Source organism: Pseudomonas sp. Leaf127, assembly GCF_001423155.1.
Taxonomy (GTDB): domain Bacteria; phylum Pseudomonadota; class Gammaproteobacteria; order Pseudomonadales; family Pseudomonadaceae; genus Aquipseudomonas; species Aquipseudomonas ovata.
This window is the reverse complement of sequence record NZ_LMOA01000022.1, coordinates 388,118-401,418: the sequence shown is the minus strand read 5'-3', so window position 1 is coordinate 401,418 and position 13,301 is coordinate 388,118. Positions and strand designations below refer to the sequence as shown.

Genomic DNA, 13,301 nt, shown 5'->3' with positions numbered 1-13,301 from the left:
CGATGACGCCTCTCGACGCCAAGCGACCGCTGCAGCTCAATCACCAGGGCCAGCTTCGCCATTTCCTGTCCCTGGACGGCCTGCCCCGCGAACTGCTCACAGAAATCCTCGACACCGCCGACTCGTTTCTGGAAGTCGGCGCACGCGCGGTGAAAAAAGTCCCGCTGCTGCGTGGCAAGACGGTCTGCAACGTGTTTTTCGAGAACTCGACGCGCACCCGCACCACCTTCGAGCTGGCCGCACAGCGGCTGTCGGCCGACGTGATCACCCTGAACGTCTCGACCTCCTCGACCAGCAAGGGCGAGACCCTGTTCGACACCCTGCGCAACCTTGAAGCCATGGCTGCTGACATGTTCGTGGTGCGCCATGCCGACTCCGGCGCCGCGCACTTCATTGCCGAGCACGTGTGCCCCGAGGTGGCGATCATCAATGGCGGCGACGGCCGGCACGCGCACCCGACCCAGGGCATGCTCGACATGCTGACCATCCGCCGGCACAAGGGTGGCTTCGAGAACCTGTCGGTGGCCATCGTCGGCGATATCCTGCATTCGCGGGTGGCACGCTCGAACATGCTGGCACTCAAGGCGCTGGGCTGCCCGGACATCCGCGTGATCGGACCCAAGACCCTGATGCCGGTGGGCATCGAGCAATACGGCGTGAAGGTCTACACCGACCTGGCCGAGGGCCTCAAGGACGTCGATGTGGTGATCATGCTGCGCCTGCAACGCGAACGCATGCAGGGCGGCCTGCTGCCCAGCGAAGGCGAGTTCTACCGCCTGTTCGGCCTGACCACCGCCCGTCTGGCGGGCGCAAAGCCGGATGCCATTGTCATGCACCCAGGCCCCATCAACCGCGGGGTGGAGATCGAATCGGCGGTGGCCGACGGCCCCCATTCGGTGATTCTCAACCAGGTGACCTACGGCATCGCCGTGCGCATGGCCGTGTTGTCCATGGCCATGAGCGGTCAGACCGCACAACGTCAATTCGAGCAGGAGAACGCCCTGTGAAGCTCAGCATTCTCGGCGCTCGCGTCATCGACCCGCGCAGCGGGCTGGACCAGGTCACCGACCTGCACATCGAAGCCGGCAAGATCCTGGCCGTGGGCGCAGCGCCCGCAGGTTTCGAGCCTGCGCACAGCATCGACGCCACCGGGCTGGTGGCCGCACCGGGCCTGGTGGACCTGAATGTCTCGCTGCGCGAGCCCGGCTACAGCCGCAAGGGCAGCATCGCCAGCGAGACCCGTGCCGCCACCGCCGGCGGCGTGACCAGCCTGTGCTGCCCGCCCCGCACCCGGCCGGTACTGGACACCTCGGCGGTAGCCGAACTGATCCTGGACCGCGCCCGTGAGGCCGGCTTCAGCAAGGTCTATCCGATCGGTGCCCTGAGCAAGGGCCTGGAAGGCGAGCAACTGGCCGAGCTGGTAGCCCTGCGTGACGCCGGCTGCGTAGCGTTCGGCAACGGCCTCAAGACCTTCACCAACACCCGCACCCTGTGCCGGGCGCTGGAATACGCCGCCACGTTCGACCTGACGGTGATTTTCAATTCGCAGGACCATGACCTGGCCGCCGGCGGCCTGGCCCACGAAGGCCCGACCGCCAGTTTCCTGGGGCTGGTCGGCATCCCGGAGACCGCCGAGACCGTGGCCCTGGCCCGCGACCTGCTGCTGGTCGAACAGAGCGGCGTGCGCGCGCACTTCAGCCAGCTGACCAGCGCCCGTGGCGCCGCCATGATCGCCGACGCCCAGGCCCGCGGCCTGCCGGTGACCGCCGACGTGGCGCTGTACCAGTTGATCCTCACCGATGAGGCGCTGATCGACTTTTCCAGCCTCTACCATGTGCAGCCGCCCCTGCGCACCCGCGCCGACCGTGACGGTCTGCGCGAGGCCGTGAAAGCCGGGGTGATCCAGGCCATTTCCAGCCATCACCAGCCACACGAGCGCGACGCCAAGCTGGCGCCGTTCGGTGCGACCGAGCCGGGCATCAGCAGTGTGGAGTTGCTGCTGCCGCTGGCCATGACGCTGGTAGAGGACGGCCTGCTCGACCTGCCGACCCTGCTTGATCGCCTGAGCGCAGGCCCGGCGGCGGCGCTGCGCCTGCCGGCCGGGCAATTGCAGCAAGGGCTGGCGGCCGACCTGGTGCTGTTCGACCCGACCGCCAGCACCCTGGCCGGCCAGGCCTGGCTGTCCCGCGGCGAGAACTGCCCGTTCCTGGGCCATTGCCTGCCGGGGGCGGTGCGTTACACGCTGGTGGACGGGCGCATCAGCTACAGCGCCTGACCAGCGCTCCCCAAGGTCAACAGCGCTCTGCCCGGCTGCGGTTCAGCGCTGCAGCTGGGCGTTCTTGATCGAGATCTGGGTGTTCATCGTCCAGAAGTCATACAGCACGCCCACGCCAAACAGGCCGACGGTGAAAAAGTAGATGATGGCGGTGACCCATTTGCCCTGGTACAGGCGGTGGGCGCCGAAGATGCCCAGGAACGTCAGCAGAATCCACGCCAGGTTGTAGTCGGTCGGGCCAGGGGTGAAACGCAGGTCCGCCTCGCGGTCCATCGATGGGATCAGGAACAGGTCGATCAGCCAGCCGATGCCGAACAGGCCCAGGGTGAAGAACCAGATCGTGCCGGTCACCGGCTTGCCGAAGTAGAAACGGTGAGCACCCAGGAAGCCGAAAATCCACAGCAGGTAACCCAGGACTTTGCTGTGCGTGTTGGGGGTATAGCTGTTCATAAACTGCCTCGTTGCGTTGATAGAAAAATTTTCGTGTAAATTTTGTGACTTTTTATCGGTCATCCGACGTATGGCGAATGCCCTTTATCGATTCCGCAAGGCCTTGTAACACAAGGGATTGCTACACAATACAAGACAATCCGTCGCAATAATTGCAACGATTGCCGTGTAAACGTGTCGTCGGGTGGGGTCGGCTTTGGACGCAAGCTGTTATAGAGTTGCGCGCTGATCTTTAAGAGCCCTGCCGAATGCGTCCTTTTTTCAAGACATGGCTGACTGTTTGTCTCCTTATGCCATTGGCCGCCCACGCCACCAATCGTGAGCAAAACCTGCCCGCCGGCTTCTCCGGCTACACCGCCAAAAGCAATGCCTCGGCCTCGCGCGAAACCACCCGCAGCGAAACCGCCAGCGTGCCGCATGTGCGCAAGACGAGCGCTGCCCAGAGTCCGGTGACGGCCAACAATGCCCGAAAATCCGCGGTATCGTCTGCTGTGGCCGGCACCAATAAACAGGGCAGCGCCGTCGTCAAGCGCGCCCTGGAAGCGGTTGGCACTCCTTATCGCTGGGGCGGCAACACCCCCGGCAAGGGCCTCGACTGCAGCGGCCTGGTCAAGTACGCCTTCACCGACGTGGCCAATGTCGACCTGCCGCGCAGTTCGCGTGACATGGCCGAAGGTCATGGCCAGGCCGTGGACCGCAAGGACCTGAAACCTGGTGACCTGCTGTTTTTCAACATCAAGAGCCGCCGCATCAACCACGTGGCCATCTACCTGGGTAACGACCGCTTCGTCCACGCGCCCCGCCGCGGCAAGGCCGTGACCGTCGACACGTTGAAGAAACCTTACTGGAACAAGAGCTACAAGGTTGCCAAGCGCGTACTGCCCAAGCAGAAGCCGGCGCTGAATATTGCCAGAAACTGAGTCAGGCGCCTGCGCCCGATACTACTGCTGTACCAACGCGCGACTGCTGTCGGTACCAACGCGCGATGCCGCCCTGTAGGAGCGCGCTTGCCCGCGACCGGCTGCGTTAGCAGTCGTAAATTTTCAGCGTTTCATAAATTTTTCAGTTATTCGCTGCAGACTTTCAGCGTTTCCAAGAATTTGCGAGCGCTGCGCACTCGGTCGCGGTGGTCCGGCATTCCGGCAAGCGCGCTCCTACAAGACAGTCTGGGCGTCGGGGTTTAGAAGTTATCCGGCAGCTTGGCCTTTTCGCGGGCGCTTTCGCGGTTGATCAGGCCGCGCTTGAGCAGCTCGGCCAGGCACATGTCCAGGGTCTGCATGCCCATCGCCCCACCGGTCTGGATCGCCGAGTACATCTGCGCCACCTTGTCCTCGCGGATCAGGTTACGGATCGCCGGCGTCCCCATCATGATTTCATGCGCCGCCACCCTTCCCCCGCCGACCTTCTTGAGCAGCACCTGCGAGATCACAGCATGCAGGGATTCGGACAGCATCGAGCGGATCATGGACTTTTCAGCGGCCGGAAACACGTCGACCACCCGGTCGATGGTCTTGGCTGCCGACGTGGTGTGCAACGTGCCGAACACCAGATGCCCGGTTTCGGCAGCGGTCAGTGCCAGGCGAATGGTCTCCAGGTCGCGCATCTCGCCGACCAGGATCACGTCCGGGTCTTCCCGCAAGGCTGAACGCAGGGCCTCGGAAAAGCCCAGCGTGTCGCGGTGCACCTCGCGCTGGTTGACCAGGCACTTCTTGGATTCGTGGACGAATTCGATCGGGTCCTCGATGGTGAGGATGTGGTGGTGCTTATTGCTGTTGAGGTAGTCGACCATCGCCGCCAGGGTTGTCGATTTACCCGAGCCGGTAGGCCCGGTGACCAGGACCAGCCCGCGCGGCACATCGGTAATGCGGCGAAACACTTCGCCCATCCCCAGGTCTTCCATGCTCAAAATCTTCGACGGGATGGTACGAAAGACCGCACCCGCGCCGCGATTCTGGTTGAACGCATTGACCCGGAAGCGCGCCACCCCCGGCACCTCGAATGAAAAGTCGGTCTCCAGGCGCTCCTCGAAGTCCTGGCGCTGCTTGTCGTTCATGATGTCGTAGATCAGTGCCTTGACCTGCTTGGCATCCAGAGCCGGCAGGTTGATACGCCTGACATCGCCATCGACGCGGATCATCGGCGGCAGCCCGGCAGAGAGGTGCAAGTCGGAAGCGCCTTGTTTGGCACTGAAGGCCAGCAGCTCGGTAATATCCATACAGCTCCTCAATCACATAGAATGCCGCAGACCTCAGACCTGCTGGCACGAATCAATGTCCACGATAGCAGCGAATATATCAACGCTCGAACACCGAATCCGCGACGCGGCCCGGGCCGTACAGCGCGACCCGGCCAGCATCGGCCTGCTGGCGGTCAGCAAGACCAAGCCGGCCGCCGACCTGCGCGAAGCCTTCGACGCCGGCCTGCGCCACTTTGGCGAAAACTACCTGCAGGAAGCCCAGGACAAGCAGCAACAATTATCCGACCTGCCCTTGTGCTGGCATTTCATCGGCCCCATTCAGTCGAACAAGACCCGCGCCATCGCTGAGCACTTCGACTGGGTACATTCCGTGGATCGCCTGAAAATCGCCCAACGCCTGTCCGAACAACGTCCCGAACACTTGGGACCGCTGAACATCTGCATCCAGGTCAACGTCAGTGGCGAGGCCAGCAAATCGGGCTGCAATGCCCAAGACCTGCCCGCGCTGGCCGCCGCCATTGCGCAACTGCCACGCCTGCAGCTGCGCGGCCTGATGGCGATCCCGGAGCCCACGGACGACGTGGCCGCCCAGCGCGCCGCCTTTGCCCGCGTAAGGACCCTGCAAACCCAACTGCCCCAGACGCTGGACACTCTGTCGATGGGCATGAGCCACGACCTGGAGGCCGCCATCGCTGAAGGCGCCACCTGGGTGCGCGTCGGCACGGCCCTGTTTGGCGCCCGCAATTACGGCCAACCCTGATTTCTGACTCAAGGAACCTGTTCATGAGCACCACTCGCATTGCCTTCATTGGCGCCGGCAACATGGCCGCCAGCCTGATCGGTGGCCTGCGCGCCCAGGGCGTCGATGCCGCCAACATCCGCGCCAGCGACCCGGGCGCCGACACCCGGGCGCGCATCAGCGCCGAGCATGGCATCACCGTCGTGGCCGACAACGCCGTGGCCATCGAGGGCGCCGACGTGATCCTGCTGGCGGTCAAGCCGCAGATGATGAAAACCGTCTGCCAGGCCCTGAGCCCCAGCCTCAAGCCCGAACAACTGATCGTCTCGGTGGCCGCCGGCATCACCTGCGCCAGCCTCAACCAGTGGCTGGGCGAGCAACAGCCGGTGGTGCGCTGCATGCCCAACACCCCGGCGCTGCTGCGCAAGGGCGTCAGCGGCCTGTACGCCACCGACAAGGTCACCGGCACCCAGCGCCAGCAGGCCGAGCAGTTGCTGTCGGCCGTAGGCATCGTCCTGTGGCTTGAGCAGGAACACCAGCTTGATGCCGTGACCGCCGTGTCCGGCAGCGGGCCGGCGTATTTCTTTTTGCTGATCGAAGCCATGACCGCCGCCGGCGTGAAGCTGGGCCTGCCTGAACACGTGGCGCGCCAGCTTACCGAACAGACCGCCCTGGGCGCCGCGCTGATGAGCACCGGCAGCGACGTGGATGCCGCCGAACTGCGCCGCCGCGTGACCTCGCCGGCCGGCACCACGGAAGCGGCCATCAAGTCCTTCCAGGCCGGAGGCTTCGAATCGCTGGTCGAGACGGCCCTCACCGCCGCCGCCAGGCGCTCGGCCGAACTGGCCGAGCAACTGGGCCAATAATTTTCGACTACTGGAGCAGATAAATGAGCGAGTTGACCAACGCTGCAAGTTTCATCGTTACCACCCTCGGCAGCCTGTACCTGCTGATCGTCATGCTGCGCTTCGTGCTGCAACTGGTGCGGGCCGATTTCTACAACCCCCTGAGCCAGTTCATCGTCAAGGCCACCCAGCCGCTGCTGCGCCCGATGCGCCGGATCATTCCCAGTGTGTTCGGCCTGGACATGTCCTCGCTGGTGCTGGGCATCATTGTGCAGATGCTGATCATGGCCGCCATCCTGATGCTGGAGTTCGGCACCATCGTTCCGCCCGGCATCAGCGCTCTGACCATGGTCCTGCACCTGCTGGTGTGGGCCCTGATCGGCGTCACCGTGCTGTTGCTGAACATTTTCTTCTGGGCCCTGCTTATCAGCGTGATCCTGTCGTGGGTCGCCCCGACCAGCCACAACCCGGCCGCGCAACTGGTCAACCAGATCTGCGAACCGCTGCTGGCCCCGCTGCGCCAGCGCCTGCCCAACCTGGGTGGCCTGGACCTGTCGCCGATTGCCGCCTTCATGGCCATCAAGCTGATCGAAATGACCGTCATTGTCTGGCTGATCAAGATGTCCGCCATGCCGCCGGTACTGCGCCTGCTGATCTGAATGCTTGGTAGGAGCGCGCTTGCCCGCGACCGAGTGCGTAGCGCTCGCAAAAATCTATGAAACGCTGAAAATTTACGACTGCTAACGCAGCCGGTCGCGGGCAAGCGCGCTCCTACGGGATGGTCGTCAGGGCTCACGGTCCTGTTGATTGGTTGCCGCTGCCCCCTCGGGTCTTTAGACTTACGCCTCTTTCAAGCGAGAGCAGGGTCGATGCCCACGGTCTTTCCCCCCGATTGTGTTGGTCTGGTCACGCCGCAGCTGGCGCATTTCAGCGAGCCTCTGGCGCTGGCCTGTGGCCGCACGCTGCCCGCCTATGACCTGATCTACGAAACCTACGGCCAGTTGAATGCCCAGCGCAGCAACGCCGTGCTGATCTGCCACGCCTTGTCGGGTCATCACCACGCGGCCGGCTACCACAGCACCGAAGAGCGCAAGCCGGGCTGGTGGGACAGTTGCATCGGTCCCGGCAAGCCGATCGACACCCACCGTTTCTTCGTCGTCAGCCTCAATAACCTGGGTGGCTGCAACGGCTCGACCGGCCCCAGCAGTATCGACCCGCAGACCGGCGAGCCCTATGGCGCCAACTTCCCGGTGGTCACCGTCGAAGACTGGGTGCACAGCCAGGCGCGGCTGGCCGACTTGCTGGGTATCGAGCAATGGGCGGCGGTGGTTGGTGGCAGCCTGGGCGGCATGCAGGCGCTGCAATGGACCATCACCTTTCCCGACAGGGTGCGTCACTGCCTGGCCATCGCCTCGGCGCCCAAGCTGTCGGCGCAGAACATCGCCTTCAATGAGGTGGCTCGCCAGGCCATCCTGACCGACCCGGAATTCCACGAAGGCGCCTTCCAGGCCCGTGGCGTGATTCCCAAGCGTGGCCTGATGCTGGCGCGCATGGTCGGGCATATCACCTACCTGTCCGATGACTCGATGGGCGAGAAATTCGGCCGTGGCCTGAAAAACGAAAAGCTCAACTACGACTTCCATAACGTGGAATTCCAGGTCGAGAGCTACCTGCGCTACCAGGGTGAAGAGTTCTCCGGGCGCTTCGATGCCAACACCTACCTGTTGATGACCAAGGCGCTGGACTATTTCGACCCGGCGGCGGCCTTCAACGATGACCTGGCGAAAACCTTCGCCTCGGCCAGCGCGAAATTCTGCGTGATGTCCTTCACCACCGACTGGCGCTTCTCGCCGGCGCGCTCGCGCGAGCTGGTAGACGCCCTGATGGCGGCGCGCAAGGATGTCAGTTACCTGGAAATCGAAGCCCCCCAGGGCCACGACGCCTTCCTGATCCCGAACCCGCGCTATGTGCAGGCTTTCGGCAACTACATGAATCGTATTGCGCTGTGAGGACCTCATGAGAGCCGATCTGGAGATCATCCAGGAGTGGATTCCCGCCGGCAGCCGCGTGCTCGACCTGGGCTGCGGCGACGGCGAACTGCTGGCCTGGCTGCGCGACCACAAGCAGGTCACCGGCTACGGGCTGGAGAAAGACCCCGACAACATCGCCCAGTGCGTGCTCAAGGGCGTCAACGTCATCGAGCAGGACCTGGACAAGGGGCTGGGCAACTTCGCCAGCAACAGCTTCGATGTGGTGGTCATGACCCAGGCGTTGCAGGCGGTGCATTACCCCGACCGCATCCTCGACGAAATGCTGCGCGTGGGTCGTCAATGCATCATCACCTTCCCCAACTTCGGCCACTGGCGCTGCCGCTGGTACCTGGCCAGCAAGGGGCGCATGCCGGTCTCGGACTTCATGCCATACACCTGGTACAACACGCCGAACATCCACTTCTGCACCTTCGAGGACTTCGAAGCCCTGTGCCGCGAGCGCGAGGCGCGGGTGCTGGACCGCATGGCGGTCGACAATCAGCACCGGCACGGCTGGGCCAGCAAGCTGTGGCCTAACCTGTTGGGTGAGATCGGCATCTACCGGGTGCGCAGCCCGGGCCTGAGCGAGCACCAGCTCGCGGTCTGACGCGCAGCCCACCCCACAGACTTTGCGGACGTACAGATGAACATCACTCAATTGGTACTCGCCAGCCATAACGGCGGCAAGCTCAAGGAACTGCAGGCCATGCTCGGCGACCGCGTGCAGTTGCGCTCGATCGGCGAGTTCAGCACGGTGGAGCCTGAAGAAACCGGCCTGTCGTTCGTCGAGAACGCCATTCTCAAGGCCCGCAACGCGGCACGTATTTCCGGGCTGCCGGCGCTGGCCGATGATTCGGGGCTGGCCGTGGACTTCCTGGGCGGTGCACCGGGCATCTACTCGGCGCGCTATGCCGACGGCCTTGGCGATGCCGCCAACAACGCCAAACTGCTCGAAGCCCTCAAGGGCGTGCCGGACGAGCGGCGCACCGCGCAGTTCGTCTGCGTGCTGGCGCTGGTGCGGCATGCCGACGACCCGCTGCCGATCCTGTGCGAAGGCCTGTGGCAAGGGCGCATTCTGCATGCCGCCAGCGGCGAGCACGGCTTTGGCTATGACCCGCTGTTCTGGGTGCCTGAGCGCCATTGCTCCAGTGCCGAGCTGTCGCCCGCCGAGAAAAACCAGCTCAGCCACCGCGCCCGCGCCATGGCCCTGCTGCGCCAGCGCCTGGACCTGCAATGACCGCTGACGCCATCGTCCAGCCGCTGTATGCCGGCGCCGACGGGTTTTCGTCGCTGATGCCCCGGCCGGCCTTGCCTGTCCTGCCGCCGCTGTCGCTGTACATCCATATCCCGTGGTGCGTGCGCAAATGCCCGTATTGCGATTTCAATTCGCACACCGCCAGCGCCGTGCTGCCCGAGCAGGACTACGTCGACGCCCTGCTGGCCGACCTCGACCAGGACCTGCCCCATGTGCATGGCCGCGAGTTGCGCTCGATCTTCTTCGGCGGCGGCACGCCCAGCCTGTTCAGCGCCGACGCCCTGGGTCGCCTGCTGGCCGGCGTGGAACAGCGCATTCGCTTCGCGGCCGATATCGAGATCACCCTGGAAGCCAACCCCGGCACCTTCGAGCAGGCCAAGTTCAGCGCCTATCGCGGCCTGGGCATCAATCGCCTGTCGATCGGCATCCAGAGCTTCCAGGAGGCCAAGCTCAAGGCGCTGGGCCGCATCCATAACGGTGACGAAGCCATCCGTGCCGCCGACATGGCCCGCGCCGCCGGCTTCGACAACTTCAACCTGGACCTGATGCACGGCCTGCCCGACCAGAGCCAGGACGAGGCGTTGGGCGACCTGCGCCAGGCCATCGCCCTGGCGCCCACTCACCTGTCCTGGTATCAGTTGACGCTGGAGCCGAACACGGTGTTCTGGAACCAGCCGCCGGTGCTGCCCGAAGACGACATTCTCTGGGACATCCAGGAAGCCGGGCAGCAACTGCTGGCCGACCACGGCTATGCCCAGTACGAAGTCTCGGCCTATGCGCAGCCCGACAAGGCGGCGCGGCACAACCTCAATTACTGGGGCTTTGGCGATTTCATCGGCATCGGTGCCGGCGCCCACGGCAAGCTCAGCCATCCGGACGGGCGCATCGAGCGCACCTGGAAGACACGCCTGCCCAAGGATTACCTGAACCCGGCCAAGCCGTTCCAGGCCGGAGCCAAGGTGCTGACGGCCGACGAGCTGCCCTTTGAATTCCTGATGAACGCCCTGCGCCTGACAAATGGCGTGGACGCTGCATTATTTCGTGAAAGAACCGGTCTAAGCCTGGATTCACTGGCCGGGGGACGCGAACAGGCGATAAGGCGCGGTTTGCTGCACGCCGATCCGCAACGCCTGGCCGCTACGCCGCAGGGCCAGTTGTTCCTCAACGACCTGTTGCAATACTTTCTGAGCTAAGGAACCTGCATGGACGTCGTACTCGATCTGCTGGACGCGGTCTCGCGCTGGAGCCGCAGCAACCTGTCGGAAATCGCCCTGGCGCTGGTGGGGTGCCTGCTGGTGTTGTTCGGATCGGACATCAAGGCCTGGGTCGAGCAACGCGCCGGCAGCCTGTCGGGCGCGATGCGCATCCCGCTGCTGGCCCTGGCCTGCACCGTGGGCAGCGGCCTGGCGCTGATCTACGCCACGCCCTGGGTGGTCAAGGGCCTGAGCCAGTTCAACAACTACAGCCTGGCCCCGGTGCTGCTGGTGGTGCTGGTGCTGATCGGCGTGATTGCCGATCGCAAGTAGGAGCGCGCTCTGCCCGCGACCGGCTGCGTTAGCAGTCGTAAAATTGTGGCGTTTCGTAGATTTTTCTAGTGTATTAACCGTAGATTTTCAGCGTTTCCGAGAATTTGCGAGCGCTACGCACTCGGTCGCGGTGGTCCGGCATTCCGGCAAGCGCGCTCCTACCACGGGCCGGTGTTGGATTCAGGCGACTTTTTCGAACTTCAGGTCCCATACGCCATGGCCCAGGCGTTCGCCGCGGCGTTCGAACTTGGTGATCGGGCGCTCTTCAGGGCGCGGCACGTACTGGTTGTCCTCGGCCAGGTTGCGATACCCCGGCGCCACGTTCATCACTTCCAGCATGTACTCGGCATAGGGTTCCCAGTCGGTGGCCATGTGGAACACGCCGCCCGGCTTGAGCTTGCTGCGCACCAGTTCGGCGAACTCGGGCTGCACAATGCGGCGCTTGTGGTGACGGCTCTTGTGCCACGGGTCCGGGAAGAACAGCATCAGGCGATCCAGGCTGTTGTCGGCCACGCAGCGGTTGAGCACTTCGATGGCGTCGCAATCGTAGACCCGCAGGTTCTTGAGGCCCTGGGTCAGGGCACCATTGAGCAGCGCACCCACACCCGGCGAATGCACCTCGACACCGATGAAGTCGTGCCCGGGCGCGGCGGCGGCCATTTCCAGCAGCGAGTGGCCCATGCCGAAGCCAATTTCCAGGGTGCGCGGCGCCGAACGGCCAAACACCTGGTCGAAATCCACCGGCGTGTCGGTCAGTTGCAGGCCGAACAGCGGCAAGCCCTGATCCAGGCCGCGCTGCTGGCCTTCGGTCATGCGCCCGGCACGCATCACGAAACTCTTGATGCGACGGTGCGGGCGTTCCTGGCCTTCTGGCGCTTCGGGCAACTCGGGTGAAACGTGCGAATCAGTCATCAACAGGCTCTTACTTGATCAGGCCATCCAGCGGCGAAGATGCGCTGGCATAGAGTTTACGGGGCATGCGACCAGCCAGGTAGGCCAGGCGGCCGGCGATGACCGCGTGTTTCATGGCTTCGGCCATGAGCACCGGATGCCGGGCGTGGGCGATGGCCGAGTTCATCAGCACCGCTTCACAGCCCAGCTCCATGGCAATCGTGGCGTCCGAGGCCGTGCCGACACCGGCATCGACCAGCACCGGCACCTTGGTTTCTTCCAGGATGATCTGCAGGTTGTACGGGTTGCAGATGCCCAGGCCGCTGCCGATCAGGCCGGCCAGCGGCATGATGGCGATACAGCCGATCTCGGCCAGCTGGCGGGCAACGATCGGGTCGTCACTGGTGTAGACCATGACGTCGAAGCCGTCCTTGACCAGCACTTCGGCGGCCTTGAGGGTCTCGATGACATTAGGGAACAGGGTCTTCTGGTCGGCCAGTACTTCAAGCTTGACCAGGTTGCGACCGTCGAGCAGTTCACGTGCCAGGCGGCAGGTGCGCACCGCCTCCGGGGCGTCGAAGCAGCCGGCGGTGTTGGGCAGGATGGTGTAGCGGTCCGGCGGCAGGACGTCGAGCAGGTTCGGTTCGCCCGGGTTCTGGCCCAGGTTGGTGCGGCGCACGGCCACCGTGACGATCTCGGCACCCGAGGCCTCGATGGCCAGGCGGGTTTGTTCCATGTCGACATACTTGCCGGTGCCGACCAGCAGGCGCGACTCGAAGGTCCGGCCGGCCAGAACGAAGGGCTTGTCGCTGCGGGCGTTGCTCATCGTGGATCCTCTTTAGCGTGCAGAAGGGGTCATCGGTAACCGCGAAACCTAACCACCGCCAATGGCATGCACCACCTCGACCTGGTCGCCTTCGCGCAGGGAGGTGGTTTCATGCTGGCTTCGCGGAACGATGTCCAGGTTCAATTCGACCGCGACGCGGCGCCCGACCAGGTCCAGGCGGGCCAGCAAGGCGGTGACGGTCGCGCCGTCGGGCAACTCAAAGGGTTCGCCGTTCAACTGAATGTGCATGCGCAGCAGCAGCCATCA

At 64.2% G+C, this 13,301-nt stretch carries 16 protein-coding genes; 11 read left to right on the top strand and 5 right to left on the bottom strand.

Annotated features, from left to right (window positions below; all coding sequences use genetic code 11):
- The first annotated feature begins 2 nt into the window (after nucleotides 1-2).
- Both ASF84_RS19695 and ASF84_RS19690 read left to right on the top strand, forming a co-directional pair.
- Nucleotides 3-1,007 (top strand): aspartate carbamoyltransferase catalytic subunit, encoded by a 1,005-nt coding sequence (locus ASF84_RS19695; RefSeq protein WP_056840523.1) that lies wholly within the window; start codon nucleotides 3-5, stop codon nucleotides 1,005-1,007.
- Nucleotides 1,004-2,275, top strand: a complete 1,272-nt coding sequence (locus tag ASF84_RS19690; RefSeq protein WP_056840522.1) for a dihydroorotase — start codon at nucleotides 1,004-1,006, stop codon at nucleotides 2,273-2,275. Before ASF84_RS19695 ends, ASF84_RS19690 begins: the two co-directional genes overlap by 4 nt.
- Nucleotides 2,276-2,317: 42 nt before the next feature.
- On the opposite strand, the gene ASF84_RS19685 is transcribed toward ASF84_RS19690, so the two are convergent.
- Complete coding sequence (locus ASF84_RS19685) at nucleotides 2,318-2,725, bottom strand: NINE protein (RefSeq protein WP_056840521.1); 408 nt, start codon at nucleotides 2,723-2,725, stop codon at nucleotides 2,318-2,320.
- A 248-nt stretch (nucleotides 2,726-2,973) separates the two neighbouring features.
- Between ASF84_RS19685 and ASF84_RS19680 the strand changes: the two genes are divergently transcribed.
- Nucleotides 2,974-3,645 (top strand): C40 family peptidase, encoded by a 672-nt coding sequence (locus ASF84_RS19680; RefSeq protein WP_056840520.1) that lies wholly within the window; start codon nucleotides 2,974-2,976, stop codon nucleotides 3,643-3,645.
- Between the two features lie 260 nt (nucleotides 3,646-3,905).
- Here the strand turns inward: ASF84_RS19680 and ASF84_RS19675 are convergent, their stop codons facing one another.
- Nucleotides 3,906-4,940 carry a type IV pilus twitching motility protein PilT gene (locus ASF84_RS19675; RefSeq protein WP_056840519.1) on the bottom strand — a complete coding sequence of 345 codons (1,035 nt, stop codon included), beginning with the start codon at nucleotides 4,938-4,940 and terminating at the stop codon, nucleotides 3,906-3,908.
- Nucleotides 4,941-4,995: 55 nt separating this feature from the next.
- Between ASF84_RS19675 and ASF84_RS19670 the strand changes: the two genes are divergently transcribed.
- The 8 genes from ASF84_RS19670 to ASF84_RS19635 all read left to right on the top strand — a co-directional run bounded on the left by ASF84_RS19670 (nucleotide 4,996) and on the right by ASF84_RS19635 (nucleotide 11,317).
- Nucleotides 4,996-5,682, top strand: coding sequence for a YggS family pyridoxal phosphate-dependent enzyme (locus ASF84_RS19670; protein WP_056840518.1), 687 nt, complete (start codon nucleotides 4,996-4,998; stop codon nucleotides 5,680-5,682).
- Between the two features lie 23 nt (nucleotides 5,683-5,705).
- Entirely contained in the window at nucleotides 5,706-6,527 is an 822-nt protein-coding gene (gene proC / locus ASF84_RS19665) for a pyrroline-5-carboxylate reductase (protein WP_056840517.1), read from the top strand.
- A gap of 23 nt (nucleotides 6,528-6,550) precedes the next feature.
- Nucleotides 6,551-7,165 (top strand): YggT family protein, encoded by a 615-nt coding sequence (locus ASF84_RS19660; RefSeq protein ID WP_056840516.1) that lies wholly within the window; start codon nucleotides 6,551-6,553, stop codon nucleotides 7,163-7,165.
- A 210-nt stretch (nucleotides 7,166-7,375) separates the two neighbouring features.
- Nucleotides 7,376-8,515 carry a homoserine O-succinyltransferase MetX gene (metX, locus tag ASF84_RS19655; protein ID WP_056840515.1) on the top strand — a complete coding sequence of 380 codons (1,140 nt, stop codon included), beginning with the start codon at nucleotides 7,376-7,378 and terminating at the stop codon, nucleotides 8,513-8,515.
- A gap of 7 nt (nucleotides 8,516-8,522) precedes the next feature.
- Nucleotides 8,523-9,143, top strand: coding sequence for a methionine biosynthesis protein MetW (metW, locus tag ASF84_RS19650; RefSeq protein WP_056840815.1), 621 nt, complete (start codon nucleotides 8,523-8,525; stop codon nucleotides 9,141-9,143).
- 36 nt (nucleotides 9,144-9,179) lie between these two features.
- Nucleotides 9,180-9,773, top strand: coding sequence for an RdgB/HAM1 family non-canonical purine NTP pyrophosphatase (rdgB, locus tag ASF84_RS19645; protein WP_056840514.1), 594 nt, complete (start codon nucleotides 9,180-9,182; stop codon nucleotides 9,771-9,773).
- 56 nt (nucleotides 9,774-9,829) lie between these two features.
- Nucleotides 9,830-10,984: a radical SAM family heme chaperone HemW gene (hemW, locus tag ASF84_RS19640; protein WP_236709459.1), complete on the top strand. Its 1,155-nt coding sequence runs from the start codon at nucleotides 9,830-9,832 to the stop codon at nucleotides 10,982-10,984.
- 9 nt (nucleotides 10,985-10,993) lie between these two features.
- The gene (locus tag ASF84_RS19635) at nucleotides 10,994-11,317 is read left to right on the top strand and encodes a DUF3392 domain-containing protein (protein ID WP_056840512.1); all 324 of its coding nucleotides are present in this window, start codon (nucleotides 10,994-10,996) and stop codon (nucleotides 11,315-11,317) included.
- Nucleotides 11,318-11,497: 180 nt separating this feature from the next.
- On the opposite strand, the gene trmB is transcribed toward ASF84_RS19635, so the two are convergent.
- From trmB to thiS, 3 genes are all read right to left on the bottom strand, one after another.
- Nucleotides 11,498-12,145, bottom strand: coding sequence for a tRNA (guanosine(46)-N7)-methyltransferase TrmB (gene trmB, locus ASF84_RS19630; RefSeq protein WP_236709458.1), 648 nt, complete (start codon nucleotides 12,143-12,145; stop codon nucleotides 11,498-11,500).
- Between the two features lie 94 nt (nucleotides 12,146-12,239).
- Nucleotides 12,240-13,034, bottom strand: coding sequence for a thiazole synthase (locus tag ASF84_RS19625; protein WP_056840510.1), 795 nt, complete (start codon nucleotides 13,032-13,034; stop codon nucleotides 12,240-12,242).
- 48 nt (nucleotides 13,035-13,082) lie between these two features.
- Nucleotides 13,083-13,283: a sulfur carrier protein ThiS gene (gene thiS, locus ASF84_RS19620; RefSeq protein ID WP_056840509.1), complete on the bottom strand. Its 201-nt coding sequence runs from the start codon at nucleotides 13,281-13,283 to the stop codon at nucleotides 13,083-13,085.
- Nucleotides 13,284-13,301 lie beyond the last annotated feature (18 nt).